Annotated in this window: 24 protein-coding genes; 3 read left to right on the forward strand and 21 right to left on the reverse strand. The window is 64.5% G+C overall.

Going from position 1 to position 20,617, the window contains the following annotated elements:
* Positions 1-45: 45 nt before the first annotated feature.
* The 6 genes from OUZ49_RS13790 to OUZ49_RS13815 all read right to left on the reverse strand — a co-directional run bounded on the left by OUZ49_RS13790 (position 46) and on the right by OUZ49_RS13815 (position 5,042).
* On the reverse strand, positions 46-480 hold the full coding sequence (locus tag OUZ49_RS13790) for a hotdog family protein (RefSeq protein WP_266151049.1): 435 nt from the start codon (positions 478-480) through the stop codon (positions 46-48).
* Positions 464-2,782 carry an MMPL family transporter gene (locus OUZ49_RS13795; RefSeq protein ID WP_266151050.1) on the reverse strand — a complete coding sequence of 773 codons (2,319 nt, stop codon included), beginning with the start codon at positions 2,780-2,782 and terminating at the stop codon, positions 464-466. Before OUZ49_RS13795 ends, OUZ49_RS13790 begins: the two co-directional genes overlap by 17 nt.
* Positions 2,783-2,784: 2 nt before the next feature.
* A complete protein-coding gene (locus OUZ49_RS13800) occupies positions 2,785-3,432 on the reverse strand; it encodes a LolA-related protein (RefSeq protein ID WP_266151051.1) in 648 nt (215 codons plus the stop codon).
* Positions 3,356-4,309 (reverse strand): lysophospholipid acyltransferase family protein, encoded by a 954-nt coding sequence (locus OUZ49_RS13805; protein ID WP_266151052.1) that lies wholly within the window; start codon positions 4,307-4,309, stop codon positions 3,356-3,358. Before OUZ49_RS13805 ends, OUZ49_RS13800 begins: the two co-directional genes overlap by 77 nt.
* Entirely contained in the window at positions 4,306-4,605 is a 300-nt protein-coding gene (locus tag OUZ49_RS13810) for an ApeI family dehydratase (RefSeq protein ID WP_266151053.1), read from the reverse strand. Before OUZ49_RS13810 ends, OUZ49_RS13805 begins: the two co-directional genes overlap by 4 nt.
* A gap of 167 nt (positions 4,606-4,772) precedes the next feature.
* Entirely contained in the window at positions 4,773-5,042 is a 270-nt protein-coding gene (locus OUZ49_RS13815) for a phosphopantetheine-binding protein (protein WP_266151054.1), read from the reverse strand.
* Between the two features lie 90 nt (positions 5,043-5,132).
* Between OUZ49_RS13815 and OUZ49_RS13820 the strand changes: the two genes are divergently transcribed.
* On the forward strand, positions 5,133-6,125 hold the full coding sequence (locus OUZ49_RS13820; RefSeq protein WP_266151056.1) for a chorismate transformation FkbO/Hyg5 family protein: 993 nt from the start codon (positions 5,133-5,135) through the stop codon (positions 6,123-6,125).
* A gap of 135 nt (positions 6,126-6,260) precedes the next feature.
* Here the strand turns inward: OUZ49_RS13820 and glmU are convergent, their stop codons facing one another.
* The 13 genes from glmU to queD all read right to left on the reverse strand — a co-directional run bounded on the left by glmU (position 6,261) and on the right by queD (position 16,828).
* Entirely contained in the window at positions 6,261-7,628 is a 1,368-nt protein-coding gene (gene glmU, locus OUZ49_RS13825; RefSeq protein WP_266151100.1) for a bifunctional UDP-N-acetylglucosamine diphosphorylase/glucosamine-1-phosphate N-acetyltransferase GlmU, read from the reverse strand.
* An 84-nt stretch (positions 7,629-7,712) separates the two neighbouring features.
* Positions 7,713-8,159 (reverse strand): energy transducer TonB, encoded by a 447-nt coding sequence (locus OUZ49_RS13830; RefSeq protein WP_266151057.1) that lies wholly within the window; start codon positions 8,157-8,159, stop codon positions 7,713-7,715.
* Between the two features lie 232 nt (positions 8,160-8,391).
* Positions 8,392-8,820, reverse strand: a complete 429-nt coding sequence (locus OUZ49_RS13835) for a F0F1 ATP synthase subunit epsilon (protein WP_266151058.1) — start codon at positions 8,818-8,820, stop codon at positions 8,392-8,394.
* Between the two features lie 57 nt (positions 8,821-8,877).
* On the reverse strand, positions 8,878-10,290 hold the full coding sequence (gene atpD, locus OUZ49_RS13840; RefSeq protein ID WP_266151060.1) for a F0F1 ATP synthase subunit beta: 1,413 nt from the start codon (positions 10,288-10,290) through the stop codon (positions 8,878-8,880).
* A gap of 78 nt (positions 10,291-10,368) precedes the next feature.
* Positions 10,369-11,298 (reverse strand): F0F1 ATP synthase subunit gamma, encoded by a 930-nt coding sequence (atpG, locus tag OUZ49_RS13845; RefSeq protein WP_266151061.1) that lies wholly within the window; start codon positions 11,296-11,298, stop codon positions 10,369-10,371.
* 93 nt (positions 11,299-11,391) lie between these two features.
* The gene (gene atpA, locus OUZ49_RS13850; RefSeq protein WP_266151063.1) at positions 11,392-12,942 is read right to left on the reverse strand and encodes a F0F1 ATP synthase subunit alpha; all 1,551 of its coding nucleotides are present in this window, start codon (positions 12,940-12,942) and stop codon (positions 11,392-11,394) included.
* A gap of 90 nt (positions 12,943-13,032) precedes the next feature.
* Positions 13,033-13,566, reverse strand: coding sequence for a F0F1 ATP synthase subunit delta (locus OUZ49_RS13855; protein WP_266151064.1), 534 nt, complete (start codon positions 13,564-13,566; stop codon positions 13,033-13,035).
* 3 nt (positions 13,567-13,569) lie between these two features.
* A complete protein-coding gene (locus OUZ49_RS13860; protein WP_266151065.1) occupies positions 13,570-14,040 on the reverse strand; it encodes a F0F1 ATP synthase subunit B in 471 nt (156 codons plus the stop codon).
* A gap of 86 nt (positions 14,041-14,126) precedes the next feature.
* Positions 14,127-14,405 (reverse strand): F0F1 ATP synthase subunit C, encoded by a 279-nt coding sequence (gene atpE / locus OUZ49_RS13865; RefSeq protein ID WP_266151067.1) that lies wholly within the window; start codon positions 14,403-14,405, stop codon positions 14,127-14,129.
* A gap of 79 nt (positions 14,406-14,484) precedes the next feature.
* Entirely contained in the window at positions 14,485-15,318 is an 834-nt protein-coding gene (gene atpB, locus OUZ49_RS13870; protein ID WP_266151068.1) for a F0F1 ATP synthase subunit A, read from the reverse strand.
* 3 nt (positions 15,319-15,321) lie between these two features.
* Positions 15,322-15,687, reverse strand: a complete 366-nt coding sequence (locus tag OUZ49_RS13875; RefSeq protein WP_266151069.1) for a hypothetical protein — start codon at positions 15,685-15,687, stop codon at positions 15,322-15,324.
* Between the two features lie 232 nt (positions 15,688-15,919).
* A complete protein-coding gene (locus OUZ49_RS13880; RefSeq protein WP_266151070.1) occupies positions 15,920-16,312 on the reverse strand; it encodes a phasin family protein in 393 nt (130 codons plus the stop codon).
* Positions 16,313-16,465: 153 nt separating this feature from the next.
* Positions 16,466-16,828 (reverse strand): 6-carboxytetrahydropterin synthase QueD, encoded by a 363-nt coding sequence (gene queD / locus OUZ49_RS13885; protein WP_266151071.1) that lies wholly within the window; start codon positions 16,826-16,828, stop codon positions 16,466-16,468.
* Between the two features lie 424 nt (positions 16,829-17,252).
* On the opposite strand from queD, the gene OUZ49_RS13890 reads away from it, so the two are divergent.
* Positions 17,253-18,050, forward strand: coding sequence for a hypothetical protein (locus OUZ49_RS13890; protein ID WP_266151072.1), 798 nt, complete (start codon positions 17,253-17,255; stop codon positions 18,048-18,050).
* Positions 18,051-18,155: 105 nt separating this feature from the next.
* Here the strand turns inward: OUZ49_RS13890 and OUZ49_RS13895 are convergent, their stop codons facing one another.
* The gene (locus OUZ49_RS13895; RefSeq protein ID WP_266151073.1) at positions 18,156-18,419 is read right to left on the reverse strand and encodes an RNA-binding protein; all 264 of its coding nucleotides are present in this window, start codon (positions 18,417-18,419) and stop codon (positions 18,156-18,158) included.
* A 55-nt stretch (positions 18,420-18,474) separates the two neighbouring features.
* A complete protein-coding gene (gene ppk2 / locus OUZ49_RS13900) occupies positions 18,475-19,296 on the reverse strand; it encodes a polyphosphate kinase 2 (RefSeq protein ID WP_266151074.1) in 822 nt (273 codons plus the stop codon).
* 361 nt (positions 19,297-19,657) lie between these two features.
* Between ppk2 and OUZ49_RS13905 the strand changes: the two genes are divergently transcribed.
* Positions 19,658-20,587, forward strand: coding sequence for a transporter (locus OUZ49_RS13905; RefSeq protein WP_266151075.1), 930 nt, complete (start codon positions 19,658-19,660; stop codon positions 20,585-20,587).
* Positions 20,588-20,617 lie beyond the last annotated feature (30 nt).

The raw sequence follows: 20,617 nt of genomic DNA on the forward strand, positions 1-20,617 counted from the left end.
GGCTGCACCCGGCGCTGTCGCCGGGTGCAAGCCAGCCGTTATCGATCACGCGACGGGATGGATCACGGCAGCCCGTCCGCTGGCCAGCACATGACCACGATGTTCCACCCGGAACGCATATTGCGCACCGGTATCGTCGGCATACAGGCACTGCACATGGACGTCCAAATGCCCATCCAGCTCATCGACGAACTCGACTGTAAGCGTCACGTCGCGCACGCTGACCAGACGGCCCCGGCGCGGCTCCAGCACGCCACGGTCACGCGTTAACAGTGCGCTGTGCACCGCCATGGCCTGCGCGCCACACTCGACCAGGTTGACCGCATGCAGGCGATCCTGCGCGCGCAATGGATGGTCGACGCTGGCATGACCACGGCTCGTCGCGTGGATGCTGGTGGCATCCCATGCCAGCACGGCATCCAACAGGCACATCGCGCCCTGGTGAGGGATGAGATGCGCCCAGTCAGTCTTTGCGAGCATGCGGAGCCATGAGGATCGAAAGGCAGAAATGGAAGGCCACGCCAAGGCTCACCGTCAGCCCGATGGCACGCAGCACGGGAATCGAGCTCCAGGCGAGCATCCCAAACACCAGCAGGGCCGACAGCACGCAGACCAGGGTGGCATGCAGGGTGCGCCGCTGTTCGGCCGCATCGCCGGTGTCGCGCTCAAAGAACAGCGCGTAGTGCAGCCCGAGGCCGGCCGCGAGGATCAGTGCCACCAGATGGAACAGCGAGATCTCGACGCCGGCCATGCGCTCGACCGCCAGCACCAGGAAGGTGGCCAGGGTCATCGGCGCCAGTACGTGCCAGGCGCGCCGAACGCTGCGCAAAGCGAAGGAGATGACCAGCACCAGCAGCACCGCGGCGGCCAGCAAGGCATGCAGGATGCGTGCGCGATAATCGGCCACCAAGGACTCCGCGGCATCCTTCAGATCGAGCAGACGCACGGCTCCACCGTTTTCCTTCACCCATGCCTGCATCGCGGCCACGTCGTGCAACCCGCTCAGCGTGGCCAGGCCCAACCACTGGTCATCTCGCTGCACCAACATGGCCGCCAGACGCTGCCCCAAGGGTGACGCCGCAAAACGAGCCGGTGTGAGCGGCGGCGATTCGCGTGCCCGCTGCACATCATCGACGAACGGGGCGAACAGGCCGGGCTTGAACGGCATGCCTTGCAAGGCCTCGTCCAGCGCCTGCTGCAATGCGTCGCGAGCCGGCAGTTTCTGCTGGCGCTCACGCTGCACGGCCGCGCTGGGGAGATAGCGCGACGGCAACTCGACGGTATCCACCACATGTCGCGCCACCAGCGCCGCGATCGCCGGCTCGATGCGCTCGGACAACTCCAACACCCCTTCGTCACTCGAAGAGGCCAGGACCAACAGGTAGCGCACATCCGGTGCACCCAGGGCCTCGCGCAGGCGCGCGTCGCGCTGCAACAGGTCCCGCGGCAAGGGCGTAAGCGCAGACAGATCGTTTTGCCAGAACGGGCCTTGCGCAAAGACCAACATCAACACGGTTGCCAGCGCGACCAGCAGCGGTATCCAGCGCGGCCGCGGCAATGCATCGACGAAACGGCGCGTGGCGACCAGCCAGCGCATGTCGGCCACGTCACGAACCCGCTCAGGCAGCAGATAAGGCAGCAGATAGCGCGTGCTGAATCCCGCCACCAGCAGCCCGGTGACGGTGAACACCGCCAGCTGACGCAGTCCATTCACGCCCGAGGCGTAGAACGCGGCATAGGCGATGCAGGCCGATGCGATGGCCGTCAGCAACAACGGCCACAAATCACGCACGCTTTGCACGGCGTCCTCGCCAGCGCGGCGATGGCTGAGGACGCGTATCGGATACTCCTGCGCCACGCCCAGCAGGGTGAAGCCAAACGCCAGCGTGATGCCGTGCACTTCAGGAAACAACCACACCAAGGCGGCGATACCCACCAGTGCGGCGCTGGCGATCGGCAGGGCCGACAGCAGTAGCGAACTGACACTGCGATAAGCCAACAACAACAACAGGACGAAACCCACGGTGGAGATGCGACCGATCCACTCGGCCTGGGCGCGTGTCTGCGCGTTCACCAGCACGCTGAAATACCCAGGACCGCTCAGCGCAAGCGTGGCGCCCTGGTGGCCGGGCAGCGCGTCGAAGGCGCGACGAATGCCGTCGATGGCGATTGACTGTGCATCGGGATCAAAGCCTGGCGCCTGCGTCTGCACCAGCAGCAAGGCCTCGTGCTGCGCCGAAAACCACACGCCGTTGCGCACCTCCGGCGACGTCGGCGGCGTCCAGCGCTCGGCCAGCTTCAGCACTTCAAGCGTGGGATCGCGCGGCAGCAGACCCTTCAGCAAGCTGGCCGCCGGCGAGGACAGATCTTCCAGCCGTTGCTGCAGTTCGTCGCGCAGGAAGGCGGCATCCATGCGCTGGGTGTCCAGCGTCGGCGACAGCAGATAGCGGTAGGGCAGCAGCCTGTCGTCGAGCGAGGCGATGTCGAAACTGCCGTTGAGCACCTGGCTGTAGCGAGGGTCTCCGCGCAGCGCCGCCACCAGGCCCTGGCTCAGCGTCGCGAGTTGCTCGTCGGATTTGCCGGCGATGGCCAGCAGCAACAACCGTGAGCCGGGACCTTCGCCAACCTGCTCCATCAACAGGCGCTGATCGGGCGTGGTCGGCGCCGGCATGAAGCTGCGCAAGTCGGTGCTGATGCGTAGGCGCTGGGACACCATCCAGCCCAGTGCGGCCAGGGTCGCCAGCCACAGCACCAGGAGGAGCAGGCGCCCGCGGCGTTGCATGCTCATCCGCCGTGGCAGAGCGCCACCAGCGCTTCGCGCGTAGGCGTCACCGGCATGCTGGCGGCGAGCTCACCGAGCAGGTCGATGGCGAGATCGCCGTCCGTCTCCTGCATGCGCATGCAGCGCGGCTCATTGCCTTGGCCGTCGATCTCGATGCGACTGACCGTGCGCAGCAGGGTCGGGTCGCGCGGCGTAAGCGTCAGGGTCCAGCGCTTGGTGTCGTTGACGGTGTGCTGGATCGCAAAGGCCTGCTCCAGGCGTTCGGAATCGCCGCCGAGCAAGGCGACGAAACTGTCGAGCATGATCTGTAGCTGCGGCGCGCGCTTGAGCGAGAAGCGACGCGGCGGACGGCCCTCGCGCTGCTGGGTGACCTCGCCGTCGGCGATGCTCGAGACTTCGCGATTCGGATGATCCACGCGGCGCTCAAGGCGATCGCCGCCCAGCCAGGCCAGCTCGCCCGACACCACCAGCGGTTGGTCCAGCAGCTTGAGGAAGCGCGCCTCGGCGAACGCCGTGCGCGCAGGTGCAGGACGACCCAGCGAGTTCACCAGCACGCGCGCCGTGGCGGCGTCTTCAGGCGCCGACGCGTTCGCGCACAGCGACAGCATCGTTCCACCCAGGAACACCAGCATCTTGCTGCCAGAAATCATAGAAATTGAACCAGTTGTAGGGGGCAACCTGGGCGTAATGTTCCACGCGACGGGCGTAACGGGCGATGACCGCGTCCAGCGCTTGCGCGCGCTCATGGCGCGGAATCTCCACGCGTTCGGCGAACGCTTCGAAGATGAGGCGGTAGCGGTTGCCGCCTTCGTACAGTCCGAAGCACAGCATCACCGGCACTTTCAGCGAATGAGCCAGCAACCAGGGACCCACCGGGAACGGCGCGGGTGCGCCGAGGAAGGGCGTACGCCGCAACACTTCGTGCTCGCGCCCACGGTCGGCCAGCAAGGCCACCATGGCGCCCTGCTCGCAGGCTTCGGCGATGGCGAGCGTGATCGACGCGCCACCGAGCGATGCATCGATCACCTGGTCGCCGACTTCGGGAGCGAGCGCTTCGAGCAACTCGGTCATGGCTGGCGTCTTCTGCTTGTCCAGCACGACGCGCAGCGAAACCTCCGGCCGGCGCGAACCCAGCGCGCGCAAGGCTTCGAAGCTTCCCTGATGGGTTCCCAACAGCAGCATGCCACGCCCCTGGGCGAGGCAGGCCTCGAGCTCGTCCAGCCCTTCGACCGAAATATCGAAGCCTTTCTCGCCGTGCGCCAGCAGGAAGATCCGATCCAGAATCGTCGCGGCAAAGCTGTGGATGTGCTTCATCACCTGCCAGGTGGATACCGGCCGGGCCAGCACGCGCTCCAGGAAGCGCCGCGAGGCGAGCCGCTCAGGCCCACGCCGCAGGAAGAAATAAAGCGTGATCGGATAGAGGCATAGACGGCCAAGTGGGCGACCACCATGCAAGGCAATCGTGCGGATCAGCCACAACGCAAAGCGTCCACCACCTTCAGGGCGACTCTGCCAGTGTTCGCTCACGGCGCCCCCTCGATCAGGCCACGCGCCAGCAAGGCGCCGTCGCGGCGTATTTCAAAGCGCACGCCGCCGGCTGCGTCGACCAGGTCCAGCGTGGCATGTTGATCCGGCAGCAATGGCGCCATGAACTTCGCTTCCAGCACGCGCGCCAGGCGTACGTCGCGCCACTCCCGCAACGCCAGCGCCACGTGCTCCAGCAGCACCACGCCCGGCACCAGCGGCGCGCCAGGGAAGTGACCGGGCAGGCTGGGATGATCCGCCGCCACGCAGATCTCGCGCTGGAAGACGGTGCTGCTCATGGCAACGCAGATCCGTTACCAGGCGCCCACCGGGGCCAACGGGCCGCCATGGCATAGTCATCCGAAGCAAGGAGGCAGGAGCGCGACATGACTGGATCTGCCTGTTCCTTAGAGGGGCGACGGCGACGGAAGGCTGCAGGATCTGACCGCATCGTGCCCCATGCGGGTCAGGCCGCCCGGTGCTGTTCGATGTGTTCGGACAGCGTACGCAGGCTGGTAAAAATCTGGCGGTTTTCCGGATTGTCCGAGCGCAGCTGAAAACCGTAACGCTTGGACACGGCCAGCGCGATCTCCAGCGCATCGATGGAATCCAGGCCGAGATCGCCGCCGAACAGGGGCGCATCAGGATCGATCTGATCCGGCGTCACTGCCTCCAGATTGAGGCATTCCACAATCAAGGTAGCCAGCTGGTGTTGTGGGGTGCTCTGCTCGGCCATGCCCTTTCGTACTCGTTACTGGCGCCTCTCCCCCAGAGGCAGCGGTCGACAAGTGTAACATAGCGCCCCCGTCTCCCTCGGTTGCACTCCATGGTTCAGGGTTGTGAAAACGCGGTCGCCCGGCCCACGCTGCGGCGCGCACCAAGGGTGTCTTACCGCAATGCCGACCCCGAGGCGGTCCTGCACGAGCCGGGCACGCTGGCCGTCTTCGGCTTTGGGGCCGGCGCCACCCGCAGCGCCGATCCACGCTGGCTGGGGGTGGATCTTGAGTGCTTCGATGCGCCGGCGCCGCTGGAAATCTGGCAGGTGAACGGGCCGGTAACCCATGGTCGCGCGGGCGAGCTGCGCTGGTCCGCTGGCGACGGCTGGCTGTTCGCCGCCATCGAGCTGGACGAGCGCGCCCATGACGGCACCCGCGGCGCCAGCGCCGCTGCCTATGCGGCCTTGTGCGCCTTTCTGGCGACCCGCGGCGAACGCCATGTGCAACGCATCTGGAATTACCTGGGCGCGATCAACCTGGGCGAGGGCGACAACGAGCGCTACAAGCAGTTCTGCGACGGCCGGGTCGAGGGCATGGGCGGGTTCTTCGCCGATGGCTTTCCCGCGGCGACTGCCATTGGCCACCATGCCGGCGAAGCACGCCTGCAGGTCTACCTGCTCGCCGGCGACCAACCCGGCCTGAGGGTGGAAAATCCGCGCCAGGTCAGCGCCTGGCACTACCCACGCCAATATGGCCGCACGACGCCCCGATTCGCCCGCGCCATGGCCTTGCCGGCACAGGACGCGCTGGCCATCTCAGGCACGGCCGCCGTGGTCGGCCATGCCTCGGCGCATCAGGACGACCTGCAAGCCCAGCTCGACGAAACGCTGACCAACCTGGAGGCCTTGCTTGCCAGCGCCGGCATGAAGGCCGGATTCGACACGCAGTCGCCGCTCAAGGCCTATGTGCGACACCCGACCGACGCGCCGCATGTGCGCGACTTCCTGCAGCACCGCCTGCCGGGCGTGCCCGTGCTGCTGCTGCATGGCGACATCTGCAGGCAGGAGTTGCTGGTGGAACTCGACGGCTGGCGTTACGCGTAACGCCGGAACTCGCGGACAGGCACTGCATCTGCGTGCAAATGCGGGTTTGCCGGCCCCTCTGTTCGTCGCCGGTATTGCCGACGCGGCGCGGGAGCGCCTGAGCCGGATTCCCCGCGGCCAACTCGATCCTGCCGCTTATTTCTTGGTCGGGCGATGCCAGCCTTGCAGCGTTACCTGGCGGGCGCGCGCAATCGTCAGCTCACCGGCCGGCGCATGCTTGCCGATCACCGAGCCCGCGCCAATGGTGGCCTGGGCGCCGATGCTCACCGGCGCCACCAAGGCGCTGTTGGAACCGATGAAGGCGCCATCGCCAATGGTGGTGAGGCTCTTGTTGACGCCGTCGTAGTTGCAGGTGATGGTGCCGGCGCCGATGTTCACGCCGCTGCCGATCACGGTGTCGCCGAGATAGCTCAGGTGATTGGCCTTGCTGCCCTCGCCAAGTTGCGCTTTCTTGGTCTCGACGAAATTCCCGATATGCACGCCGGCGGCGAGTTCGGTACCCGGGCGCAAGCGCGCATACGGACCGATGATGCAAGGCCCGTGCGTCACCACGCCTTCCAGGTCGCAGTGCGAATGCACCACGGTGCCAGCGGCAAGGCTGACATTCTTCAGGCGCGTGAAGGCGCCGATCCGCACGTCCTCGCCCAGCGATACCTCGCCTTCGAGAATGACGTCGATATCGATGTCGACGTCCATACCTGCCGTCACCGTGCCACGTACGTCGATGCGTGCAGGGTCGACGATGCGCACGCCGTCCAGTGCGAGCGCCTTGGCGGCACGCAGTCGATACTGCGCTTCGAGCTCGGCCAGCTGCCAGGGATTATTGGCACCGGCCGCCTCGTATTCGTCCGCGCATTCCACGCAGGCCGCGGCGCGATTTTCGGAGGCGGCCATGGCGAAGATATCGGTGAGGTAGTACTCGCCTTGCGCATTGTTGCGATCGAGTTTGGAGGTCCAGCGCTTCAGCGCCTCCGCCTCGGCGGCCACGATGCCCGTATTGATCAGATTGACGGCGCGCTGGCCGTCGTCGGCGTCCTTCTCTTCCACCACGGCACGCACGAAGCCATTGCCGTCACGCAGGACGCGCCCGTAACCCTGCGGATCGGCGACGCGGGTCGCCAGCAGGCTGACCGTGCCTTCGGCGTTCACCAGTTGCTGCAGGGTCTGCGCGCGGGTCAGTGGCACATCGCCATACAGCACCAACACCGTGGCGTCGTCAGGAACATCGAGCAGCGCTTCGCGCACGGCGTGCCCCGTGCCCAGCCGCTGCGACTGCAGCACCCAGTGCAGATCGGGCTGGCCCTCGAACGCTCCCCGTACCTGGTCACCGCAATGGCCGTAAACCAGGTGGATGACCTGCGGCCGCAACGCGCGGGCGGCCTCGAGCACATGCGCCAGCAAGGGGCGGCCGGCCAGCGGCATCAGCACCTTGGCTTTCTTGGACTTCATGCGCTTGCCCTCACCAGCGGCAAGGACGATGACGTGCAGGGGGGCATTCTTGATCATGGGCTGGCCCGTCGTGGCTAGCGGCGGAGCATACCAGCCGCCAGCGGGAACGCCGCGGTCCGTTCCATGGCCAGGAAAGGGCTAGCGGCCAGCGTCTGGCGGGGCGCTGGCGTCGGTCACCGGTTTCCCGTCCTTCCAGGCGAAATGAAACACATAGTGCAGGCTGAAAGGGCGCGCCTCGCTGTCCACTTCGTGGGGATTGCCGTTGGCATCGGCCGCCCAGCGACTGATGCGCAGCGGCTCGAAGGTCCATTGCTCGGCCGCCGTGCGCACGGCCTGGGCAAACAGCCGCTGCTGCGGGTCAGCCTGTGCTTCATCGGCAATGCGCACGTCGTTCACCTTGCCCTCGGTGTCGACGACCAGCAGGGCCTCGACCTCCTGCGGTGGCAAGCGTGCCGCCAGCAACGCCGGCGGATAGACCGGCGCCGGGTGGAGGAGCGGCGTGGCGCCGGCCGAGATCTCTCCCAGCGCCAGCTGATAGTGCTGCATCCCGGCCGTAGCCCGCTCGCGGTACGAGGTCTCGCCCACGGGCTGGGGAGCCTCGGGCCTGGCCGAGGGTGAGCTGACACAGCCTGACAGCAGCAGGGCAGCGAGAGACAGGACACCGCCGAGAGTCGGCGCTGGACCGAACCGGCGCGGTGATGACACATCCATGGGCGGCGACCTCCCTGAAGGTGGCAAGCCAGCATAAACAAAAACGCCGGCCCCAAGGCCGGCGTTCGATGTCCTTCCCCCACTGGCGTGCGGGTAGGCAGACCCCTTAGTGCTTGAGGGTCTTACGCAGACGCTCCAGCGCCTGCAGCTGGGTGAGTGCCTGGGCCAGCTTGGCCTGGGCATCGGCGATCTCGACCGCATCGGTGCGATTGGCCAGCGCGTCCTCGGCTTCCTGCTTGGCAGCCAGGGCGGCAGCCTCGTCGATCTCGTCGGAGCGGATCGCCGAATCGGCGAGCACGGTGACGACCTGCGGCTGCACTTCGAGAATGCCGCCGCCGGTGATGGAGATATCCACCTTCTCACCGTTCGACTGGGTAACGACGACCTTGCCCGGCTTCAGGCGGGTGATCAGCGGCGCGTGGCGCGGCGTGATGCCCAGCTCGCCGATCTCGCCGGTGGCAACGACCATCGTCGCCTCGCCCGAGTAGATCTCGGCTTCGGCACTGACGACTTCGACGCGAATGGTGTGGCTCATGACTCGGATTCCGGATGCTTAAGGCAATGGGCGGACCACAGGGTCCGCCCCGAGGGATCAGGCGGCCTTCTTGGCGCCCATGTCCTCGGCCTTCTTGATGGCCTCGTCGATGCCGCCGACCATGTAGAACGCCTGCTCCGGCAGGTGGTCCACGTCGCCGTCGACGATCATCTTGAAGCCACGGATGGTTTCCTTCAGCGGCACGTACTTGCCCGGCGAGCCGGTGAACACTTCGGCCACGTGGAACGGCTGCGAGAAGAAGCGCTCGATCTTGCGCGCGCGCGACACGGCCAGCTTGTCTTCTTCCGACAGCTCGTCCATGCCCAGGATCGCGATGATGTCCTTGAGCTCCTTGTACTTCTGCAGCGTGCCCTGCACGCGACGGGCCACGTCGTAGTGCTCGGCGCCGATCACGTTCGGATCGAGCTGGCGGCTGGTGGAGTCCAGCGGATCCACGGCCGGGTAGATACCGAGCGAGGCGATGTTACGCGAGAGCACCACGGTCGCATCCAAGTGGGCGAAGGTGGTGGCCGGCGACGGATCGGTAAGGTCATCCGCGGGCACGTACACGGCCTGGATCGAGGTGATCGAACCGGTCTTGGTCGAGGTGATGCGCTCCTGCAGCACGCCCATTTCCTCGGCCAGTGTCGGCTGGTAACCCACGGCGGACGGCATGCGGCCGAGCAGTGCCGACACTTCGGTACCGGCCAGCGTGTAGCGGTAGATGTTGTCGACGAACAGCAGCACGTCCTTGCCCTTGCCGTGCTCGTCCTTCTCGTCGCGGAAGTACTCGGCCATGGTCAGGCCGGTCAGCGCCACGCGCAGACGGTTGCCCGGCGGCTCGTTCATCTGGCCGTACACCATCGCGACCTTGTCGAGCACGTTGGAGTCCTTCATCTCGTGGTAGAAGTCGTTGCCCTCACGGGTACGCTCACCCACGCCGGCGAACACGGACAGACCCGCGTGCGCCTTGGCGATGTTGTTGATCAGCTCCATCATGTTCACGGTCTTGCCGACGCCGGCGCCGCCGAACAGGCCGACCTTGCCGCCCTTGGCGAACGGGCACATCAGGTCGATCACCTTGATGCCGGTTTCCAGCAAGTCGCTCGCAGCAGCCTGGTCGTCATAGCTCGGCGCTTCGCGATGGATGACCCAGCGATCCTGCTCGCCGATCGGGCCGGCTTCGTCAATCGGCTCGCCCAGCACGTCCATGATGCGGCCCAGCGTGGCCTTGCCGACCGGCACCTTGATGCCTTCGCCGGTGTTGCGCGCCACGAGGCCGCGCTTCAGGCCGCCGGTGGAACCGAGGGCGATGGTACGGACGATGCCGTCACCCAATACCTGCTGGACTTCCAGCGTGATATCGGTGCCGTCGATCTTCAGCGCGTCGTAAACCTGCGGCACCTGATCGCGCGGAAATTCCACGTCGATGACCGCGCCGATGATCTGTACAACTTTGCCCTGGCTCATGGATTTGCTCCGGATGGATCTTTTAGGTTTGGTACGGCGCCGCTACGCGTCGCCAGAATTTGATGGGTGCAGCTGCGGTTACACCGCAGCTGCACCACCGACGATTTCGGAAATTTCCTGGGTGATCGCGGCCTGACGCGCCTTGTTGTAAATCAGCGTCAGCTCACCGATCACCTTGTTCGCGTTGTCCGACGCGCTCTTCATCGCGACCATGCGCGCGGCATGCTCGCTGGCGAGGTTTTCCAGCACGCCCTGGTACACGATCGACTCGATGTAGCGAGCCATCACGTGTTCAAGCACGGTGGCGGCATCGGGTTCGTAGATGTAATCCCAGTCGTGCTTCTGCTCGAGCTTGAGGCCCGCCACCGGGTAATCCGGCGACGGCGACGACTCGCTGGCCACGACGCCCAGTTCCTCGGCAACCACGCCCAGCGGCAGCAGCGCGTGCACGGCCGGCTTCTGCACCATGGTGTTGACGAAGTCGTTGTGGGCCAGGAACACACGGTCGACCTTGCCCGCCAGGTAGCCGTCCAGCGCGAGCTTGATCACGCCCACCAGCTGATCGAGCTTCGGCTTCTCGCCGAGATGGCTGACGCTGCCGATCAGGTTGATGCCCTTGAGGCGGCGGAAGAACTGGATCGCCTTCTGGCCGACCGCCACCACGTCCACTTCGACGCCCTTGGCCTGCCATTCGAGGATGTTGGGCAGCAGGCGACGGAACAGGTTGGAGTTCAGGCCACCGCACAGGCCGCGGTCGGTGGTGATGACCAGATAGCCCACGCGCTTGACGGTCTCGCGCTCCTGCAGGAACGGATGACTGAAGTCGGTGTTGGCCTGGGCCACATGCGCGATCACCTTGCGCATGGCGCGCGCATAGGGGCGCGAGGCCTTCATCAGATCCTGCGCCTTGCGGATCTTCGAGGCCGAGACCATTTCGAGCGCGCGCGTCACCTTGCGCATGTTCTGCGTGCTCTTGATCTTGGTTTTGATTTCGCGTCCGCTTGCCACGTTTGCCTCAACCTGTTGGGTGATTGCGATCCCGGTCCGTTCGGCCGGAGTGCTGTACAGCCGCGCATGCGGCGGCTGTACACCCGTTACTGCTTACCAGCTACCGGTCTTCTTGTACTCGTCCAGCGAGGACTTGAAGACGCCTTCGATCTCGCCGTTCCAGTCACCGGTGGCGACGATCTTCTTCATCAGCTCGCCATGGTTCTGGTGCATGAAGGCATGCAGGCCCTTCTCGAACGGCAGCACCTTGTTCACCGCCAGGTCGTCGAGGTAGCCCTTCTCGGCGGCGTACACCGACAGCGCCAGCTCGGCGATCGACAGCGGCGCGTACTGCGCCTGCTTCATCAGCTCGGTCACGCGCTGGCCGCGGTCCAGCTGGGCGCGGGTGGCCGGGTCGAGGTCCGAAGCGAACTGCGCAAACGCAGCCAGCTCGCGGAACTGCGCCAGGGCCAGCTTCACGCCGCCGGACAGCTTCTTCACGATCTTGGTCTGGGCGGCACCACCCACGCGCGACACCGAGATACCGGCGTTCACGGCCGGGCGGATGCCGGCGTTGAACAGGTCGGTTTCCAGGAAGATCTGGCCGTCGGTGATCGAAATTACGTTGGTCGGCACGAACGCGGACACGTCGCCAGCCTGGGTCTCGATGATCGGCAGCGCGGTCAGCGAACCGGTCTTGCCCTTCACTTCACCGTTGGTGAACTTCTCCACGTACTCCTCGGAGACGCGGGAAGCGCGCTCGAGCAGGCGCGAGTGCAAATAGAACACGTCGCCCGGATAGGCTTCGCGGCCCGGCGGGCGCTTCAGCAGCAGCGAGATCTGGCGGTAGGCCACGGCCTGCTTGGACAGATCGTCATAGATGATCAGCGCGTCCTGGCCGCGATCACGGAAGTACTCGCCCATGGTGCAGCCGGAGTACGGCGCGATGTACTGCAGCGCAGCCGACTCGGAAGCGGAAGCGACGACCACGATGGTGTTGGCCAGCGCGCCGTTCTCTTCGAGCTTGCGCACCACGTTGGCGATCGACGAGCGCTTCTGGCCGATGGCGACGTAGATGCACTTAATGCCGGAGTCTTTCTGGTTGATGATCGCGTCGATGGCCAGCGCGGTCTTGCCGGTCTGGCGGTCGCCGATGATCAGCTCACGCTGGCCACGGCCGATCGGGATCATCGAGTCGACGGACTTGTAACCGGTCTGCACCGGCTCGTCGACCGACTTACGCCAGATCACGCCCGGCGCAACCTTCTCGATCGGCGAGCTGAGCTTCGCTTCGATCGGGCCCTTGCCGTCGATCGGGTTGCCCAGCGCATCGACGACGCGGCCGAGCAGCTCGGTGCCGATCGGCACTTCGAGGATGCGGCCGGTGGTCTTGGCAACGTCACCTTCGCGCAGGTGCTGGTACTCGCCCAGCACCACGGCGCCGACCGAGTCACGCTCGAGGTTCAGCGCCACGGCATAGGAGTTGCCCGGCAGTTCGATCATTTCGCCCTGCATCACGTCGGCCAGGCCGTGGATGCGCACGATACCGTCGGACACGCTGATGATGGTGCCTTCGTTGCGAGCTTCCGCGCCGAGCTTGAACTGCTCGATACGGCTCTTGATCAGTTCACTGATCTCGGACGGGTTCAAAGTGGTGCTGGACATGGTCGGTATCCTGAATTTTTAAGCTTCTTTAAGAGTCCGGCCACGGATGGCCGGTTTGGCTCTTCGCGAAACGGACTTCGCGTAAAACTTTTAATGCGTCAGCGCGCTGGACAAGCGCGCCAGACGTCCACGAGCGGAGCCGTCGATCACTTCGCTACCGGTGTCGATCACCACGCCGCCAAGCAACGAAGCGTCGACCTTGGTCTCCAGCTCGATCTCGCGCTTGAAGCGGCGCTTCAACGACGCCTTCAGCTGTTCGGCCTGCGCGCCATCCAACGCAAACGCGCTGGTCACCTTGACCAGCAGCTGCGACTCGGATTCACGCTTGTACTGCTCGAACAACGCAGCCGCTTCCGGCAGCAAGGCCATACGGCGATGCTCGGCCAGCTCGCCCAGGAACTGGGCGAACGGCGCATCGGCGCTCATGCCTTGCGGCAGGTGCAGCGCCACCAGCTGTTCAGGCTGCACGCGCGGATCGTTGCCGAGGCCGACCACACGCGGGTCCTTCGCCACTTCCGCAGCGAAAGCCAGCGCCTGCGACCATGCGCCCAGCGAACCGGCTTCATGAGCCAGTTCGAAGGCGGCACGCGCATACGGGCGGGCGAGGGTGATTGCCTGGGCCATGGCTTAGATCTCGGCCACGAGCTGGTCGAGCATGGCCTTGTGGGCCGTGGCATCGACTTCGCGCTGCACGATCTTCTCCGCGCCCTGGACGGCCAGACGGCCGACCCAGCCACGCAGTTCTTCGCGCGCACGCTGCTGCATGCTGACGAGCTCGTCGGCAGCGGCTGCCTTCAGGCGGTTCGCCTCGGCCGTGGCTTCGGCGCGAGCCTTGTCCACGATCTGGTTGGCCTGCTGCTGCGCACGCTCGATGATTTCGTTGGCCTGCTGGCGAGCCTGCTTGATCTCGTTGGCGACCTTGGCGTCGGCGTCCTTCAGTTCGGCGCGCGCCTTTTCAGCGGCGGCCAGACCATCGGCAACCTTCTTCTGACGCTCTTCAATCGCATGATTGAGCTGCGGCCAGATGAACTTGGTGGTGAACCAGACCAGGATGGCGAAAGAAACCATCTGGCCCAGGAAAGTCAGATTGATATCCATGAGCTTTCCAATTAACTCCGATAACGCGTTAAACCGCCGATCGCCGCAGCGGCACAGGCACGCTGCGGCGACTCATGTCGCGTTGATTAACCGCCGGTGGCGGTCTTCAGCACGGAGATGAGCGGGTTCGAGAACGCAAACAGCAGGGCCACGGCCAGACCGATAATGAACGCAGCGTCGATCAGACCGGCGAGCAGGAACATGCGGCCCTGCAGCAGCGGCACCAGCTCCGGCTGACGGGCAGCGGACTCGAGGAACTTGGAACCCATGATGGCGATACCCAAGCAAGCGCCCAGAGCGCCGAGGCCGATGATGATGCCGATGGCAATGGCGGTCAGGCCCTGCACGTGTGCGATGAGTTCCATGGTGTTCTCCTGTGAATCGATAAAGGTTTTTGGTTAGAACGCAAAAGATGAAGCAAAAACGAAATGGAGCAGAAAAGCCTTAGTGATGCTCACGCGCCGTGGCGATGTACACGATCGTCAACATCATGAAGATGAACGCTTGCAGCAGGATGATCAGGATGTGGAAGATCGCCCATGCGGTGTTGAAGACCACGCCCGGCAGGAAGCTCAGCCAGCCCGCAAACAGGCCGGCGATCAACATGAACACCAGCTCGCCGCCGTACATGTTGCCGAACAGTCGCATGGCCAGCGAGACCGGCTTCGACAGGTATTCGATGACGTTCAATGCAAAGTTGAACGGCATCAGGATGATCTTCACGATCATGTTGTCTGCGTGGAAAGGCGCCGTGATCAGCTCCCAGCCAAAACCGCCCACGCCCTTGGCCTTCATGCCGTGACCCAGCACGATGAAGAACACGGCCAGGGCCAGGCCCATGGTGGTGTTGATATCGGCGGTCGGCACCCAGCGGAAGAAGGTGTGGTGCATCGTCTCGGTGCCGGCGAGAGCCTTCACGCCCCAGCTCGGTGCATCGAGCGGCAGCAGATCCATCGCATTCAGGAACACCACCCACATGAAGATCGACAGCGCCAGCGGCGTCACCGTACGGCGATCACCATGGAACGTGTCCTTCACCTGGGTATCGACGAACTCGACGATGATCTCGACGAAGGCCTGCCCCTTGGACGGCACGCCCGAGGTTGCCTTGCGGGCTTTCAGCCAGAACCACAGGCAGAACAAGGCACCCAGCACGAAGGACACCACCAGCGAATCGAGGTGGATCTTCATGAAGGCGCTGTCACCCAGGCTCACCGTGTTGTGGTGAAGGTGATGCTGGATGTATTCGGTTAGCCCGCCCTGCGGCTCGCTTGCCATGTGTTAACCCTTGAATCTGAATGCCAGCAGATTTATTGCGTAAGCAGCCACCAGCCCCGTGATGGCGGCTAGCGGCGGCAGTTTCCATTGACCCAGGATCGCAACCAGACCCCCTAGGATCGCGATCCACTTTAAGACCATGCCCGACAACAGGCGTCCCATCGTCATGCCGCCACCGCTCAATCCGGCGAAAGTACGTACTGCCAGAAGCGACGTACCCAGCGCCACGATTGCGGCGCCCGCGAAGGCCGCCAGTGCATCGAGGCGTCCCTGCGTCAGGAAGGCGAGGCCCACAATCGCCGCTACGGCGAGCTGCAGCAAGATAATGCGCAGCGCCAAACGACGACCGGAAGCAAGACTGTTGAGCACTGAGGTTCCCGCGCGGTTTCGCTCTAGGCGGCACCGAACCAGCTACGGGCCACGGTCCAATCCGAAAAAGTATATCAGCGCGGCATTTACAGCGACAAGTCGCAGGCGCCGCGGCATCTTGTCATGGCCGATTTTGTTCACACTTTGCGCACCGGCGCACAAAGAAAAGGGCCGGACATGAGTCCGGCCCTGAGACGCAACTGGGGGGAAGTGTTGCGTCGATAAAACGTGATTACTTGCCTGCAGCGGCTTTCTTGACCGCGGCCACCGGCGCCGCCACGGCGTCGTTGGCAGCCTGCTGCTGCTCCTGCACGAGCGCATTCAGCGACTCGGCGGTCTTCTGGGTCACGGCGATGATTTCTTGCGTCACAGCCACGGCGCGCTCGGCGTTCTCGCGGCTGACAGCGGTGCCCTTCTCCCACAACGCACGCAGGCCATCGGCATCGCGGGTCTCGAAAGCTTCGGTAATGAAGGAAGAAGTGACTTCCGCCTGCTTTTCGAGCGCCTTGATCTGAAGCTCGGCGACCTTTTCCAGACCCTTGAGCGCCAGGGACTGCGCCTTGAAGGCACTATCAGCCAGCTGCTTGGCGTAGGCAAAAACCTGGGAATTGAGTTGCTGCGTCATGACTTGGTCCCTCGACGGGAGTTTGGGTAGTGGGAAGAAGCCTACCAAGTCATTTGTTGCAATGCAATATATTTTTTATGACGGAGTCGACCTGTCACGAAAATTTCAATGAATTCGTGAATTTAAGACGAGACCATGAAATTTTGCGACGCGTCAAAAGCTGTCACGGCTACAACTGGCGCCCGAGGTGCAGGTCTCGTGCACGACCACCTTGTCCAGGCCCGGCAGGCGCGGCTCCAGGCGCGTGAAGATCCAGCGCGCCAGCACTTCGCTGGTCGGGTTCTCCAGCCCCTCGATGTCATTGAGGTAGTGGTGATCAAGCTGGTCATACAACGGCGCGAAGGCCGTCTTCACGTCGGCGAAGTCCATGACCCAGCCCAGCGACGGATCCGGCTCACCGGCGACGTGAATTTCGACCCGGAAGGAATGCCCGTGCAGGCGCGCGCACTTGTGGCCCAGCGGCACGTTCGGGAGTCGATGGGCCGCTTCGAGGTGGAAGACTTTGAAGATATGCATGCCGCCATTCTACCGCCTGCGGCCCGCGGCTTCCGACGTGGGGCGTCCGCCATGGTTTTCCGCGCCCCAAAGCGATGGTCATCCACACATGCGTTGCACGCCCGGTTGACGCGCGCGCTGGCTTAAATGGACGACCGGAGGCGGGGGTCGTCGGCACGCGGGGAGCGCGGGCAACCAACGGCCTGACGGCGTGCCACCCGCGACCACACCTCGCCGTCGCTTAAAGATCGTTGCGTGACCGAGTGCTCCTTGCCTGGAGGGTAGGGCGATGTGCAGGTTGTGGTCTGCCGCTACCGCCGCTGCACTGGCGGCAGCGATCGTTCCAGCGGTGGCCGCGGCTGCCGATGGCGGCTCGAACCCTCTTTTGCGTGGCGGGTCCGTCGCTGCGTACGCCGGGCCACAAACCAACAGTCCTGTGGACGCAATGGACACCGGCCTGGCAAGCGCACCGAACTGGGCGGCGCCCATCACCACCGTGGATGCCGTCCGCCTGACGACGGTGATGAGCCAAGCCTGGGCGTTTCCCGCAGCCGGCGACCGCAGTAACTGGAGCCGCGACGTCGGCCGATGGAGCTTTGCCGCGGTGACGACGTCGAACAACCCGTCGTCCGATGCGTTCAACCTGCAGGCGGGCAACCTGCCGAGCAGCCCCGTCTTCATGGCCAATGGTGACGGCGCGATCGCCCGCACCCAACTCCTGGCCGGTTACCGCATCAGTCCGACCGACCGGATCGCGGTGTCGTATGGCGTCACCGCGGCCAGCAGCAACCTCCAGAGCAGCCGGCGTAGCAAGGCCGCGTACAACTTCTGGACCCTCACGCCGAAGGTGGCCTACATCAAGACCCTGGCCAGCGGTGACGCGGATGCCTCCACCATCGTCGCCGTCGGTTGGTTCTCGCGCAAAGCCAATGCGATCTACCAGAACAGTGCGGTAGGCCGCATCGAAACCGTGGTGATGCGACAAGGCGCGGGCGGCTGGGGCGTCGGCGGCGTGGCAGCGGCGATCGAACACTACTCACAAGATCCGACCGCACCCAGCTACGGCATGCCGCGCAACCCGAACTTCGATGGCGTGGGCCTCGGCGTGGGGCCGCAGATCAATTGGAATACCAGGTGGCGCGGCGGAAACATCGAATTCCGCTATCGCTGGATCTACGAATTCAATGGCCCCGGCGGACGCGCGGATCAGCCCATGCTGCTGTCCGCCACCGTGCATTTGTAGCCACTACGAGGGCCGCGAGGCCCGCCATGCGTCAGGGCCTGGCCATCCTGGCGTCGCCACGGCGCGCATTCACTGGCCATCGACTCAGGCCCAGAACGGCCGCACTCACTCCACATGGTTCATGTGGTCGCCCAGGATCATCACGTTGAGCACGCGCTTCTTCCAGAACATGCCATGGACACGCGGTTTCAACTTTTCCAATTCTGCTTCCGTGACGCCAGCGTAGGTCAGCAGGACGGCAGGCCGTGAACCGTCGCCGGGCACCTGCTCGATATGGCTATAGGAGGGAAAGCCGTATTTGTGTAGGAAGGCCGTGACCTCCTCTTCGGACGTACCCGGTTCGATATTGCCAAGCAGTAAGCGGGTCATGAACGCCCTCCTGTAGCAACCGTCCTCTGCAGCGCCGGCACATCGCCCGCGTCCGTCAGTATTTTTCGTCGATGTAGCGGTAGGGATAATCCGGCTCGCGGTAATCACCGCGTTTCTCGCGCTTGGGCAGCACCACTTTCGCGCGTGGCACTTCCTTGTACGGAATGCGGTTGAGCAGGTCGTTGATGATGTTGAGGCGGGCGCGGCGCTTGTCATTGGAGTTGACCACCAGCCACGGTGCAAACTCGGTGTCGGTGGCACGGAACATGTCATCGCGTGCGCGCGAGTAGTCGTACCAGCGGCCATAGGACTTCAGGTCCATCTGCGACAGCTTCCAGATCTTGCGCCCATCGTCGATGCGCGCCTGCAAGCGCCGCGTCTGCTCTTCCTCGTCGACTTCCAGCCAATACTTCAGCAGGGTGAGGCCGGAGGCCGCCATGATGCGTTCGACCAGCGGAGCCACGTGCAGGAAGTTCTCGACCTGTTCTTCGGTGCAAAAACCCATCACGCGCTCAACGCCCGCGCGGTTGTACCAGCTGCGATCGAAAATGACGATCTCGCCCGCCGCCGGCAAATGCGGCAGGTAGCGCTGGATATACATCTGGCTCTTCTCGCGCTCGGTGGGTGCCGGCAACGCCACCACGCGGAACACGCGTGGGCTTACCCGGTCGGTGATGGCCTTGATGGTGCCGCCCTTGCCTGCGCCATCGCGCCCTTCGAACACGATGCAAATCTTGGCGCCTTCCTTCTGCACCCAGCCCTGCAGCTTCACCAGCTCCACGTGCAGCTTCTGCAGCTCGCTCTGATAGTCCTTGTTCTTGAGCCTGGTCCGCTCGGCGGGCTCGTCCCCTTTGGCTGCCTTCTTGTCCTTTGCCATCGCATCGCCCTCTTTTCGGCCTGGACGTGGCACGCATATAAACATCCCCTCGACGGCGGCTCACCTCGCCGTCGTTCGCGCGAAGGAGCGGCGGCCGCCGCTCCAGCCTTGCCTTGTCCCTCGAACTTATCGCCGCGGCCATGAAGATCACGTCACGCACGCGCTGAGGTTCACACCCATGTGCACGTGAGATTGACGCGCATGGTGTCTAAATATGGCGCTGAAAGCGCATCTGGTCGTCGCGAAGGAAGGTTTCGTGGCGACGGTTCCACGACTTTCATGATGTCGGCCACCGCCATCGACCAGGCCCGCGCTCTCCGCGTAGTCAATAACTGACTAAATGCCTTCTTGGGGCATGGCGATGAGTCCGCTATTCCGTACGGCCACCGTATTGCTGGTGGCGCTGTTCTGGTCGGTGCCGGTGCTCGCTGGAGACGGGGGTGCGGGTTCCCAGGCGACAGCGTCTGCGCAGCTGGGGCAAGCCGGTCCGGACTGGGCCGGGCATGCCAGCACGATCCCGGACGCAGGCCTCCCGGCCCCGCTGGCACCAGCCCCGGACGCTGTTCAGGCTGCCAAGGAGTTCGGCGGAACGTGGACGTTTCCTGAAATGAACGATATGCATGCATGGGGCACGGGGCAGGGGCGATGGAGCATCGCGTCGCTGGCCAGCTCGGCCTATGCCACCCCGCTGCCTCCCGGCATCGAAGCGGACGCGCTTGGTGTCAGTCCGACCAATGCCAACTACGCAGCCAGCTTCGTCCCGGTCATTGCCAGCTATCGCATCAGCCAGACCGACCGGATCGCCATTTCCCTGGGCATGGCCTCGACGTCACACGGCTATCAATATGGCCGTCCCACCAATACCGCCATGGACGTCTGGAGCATCCGGCCCCGGGTTTCCTACACCAAGGTCTTTCCGGGCTCCGACGTCGAATCCTCCACGTTTTTCGCGATGGGCGTGTTCTCGCAGAAAACCAATGCGATGTATCAGAACGGCTTCGTGGGACGCTTCGAATCGATGCTGGTGAAACGAACCCCGGGCGGCTGGGGCTTTGGTGGCGTGGCCGCCGCGATCGAGCAGCCCAGTTCCGACCCTGGCAGCATGCCGGGCCGGGGCGCGAACTACGAGGCAAACAACGGGCTCGCGATGGGCGTCGGCCCCCAGGTCTCCTGGGCCCACCGCTGGATGGGCAGCAATGTCGAGTTCCGCACGCGCTGGATCTACGAATTCCGCGGCCCCAACGGCCATACCGACCAGCCGATCATGCTGACGGCCACGCTGCAGCCCTGAGCACACCTCGATTGAGCGATGATGACCATC

This window comes from Dyella halodurans (assembly GCF_026283925.1).
GTDB classification, from domain to species: Bacteria; Pseudomonadota; Gammaproteobacteria; order Xanthomonadales; family Rhodanobacteraceae; genus Dyella; species Dyella halodurans.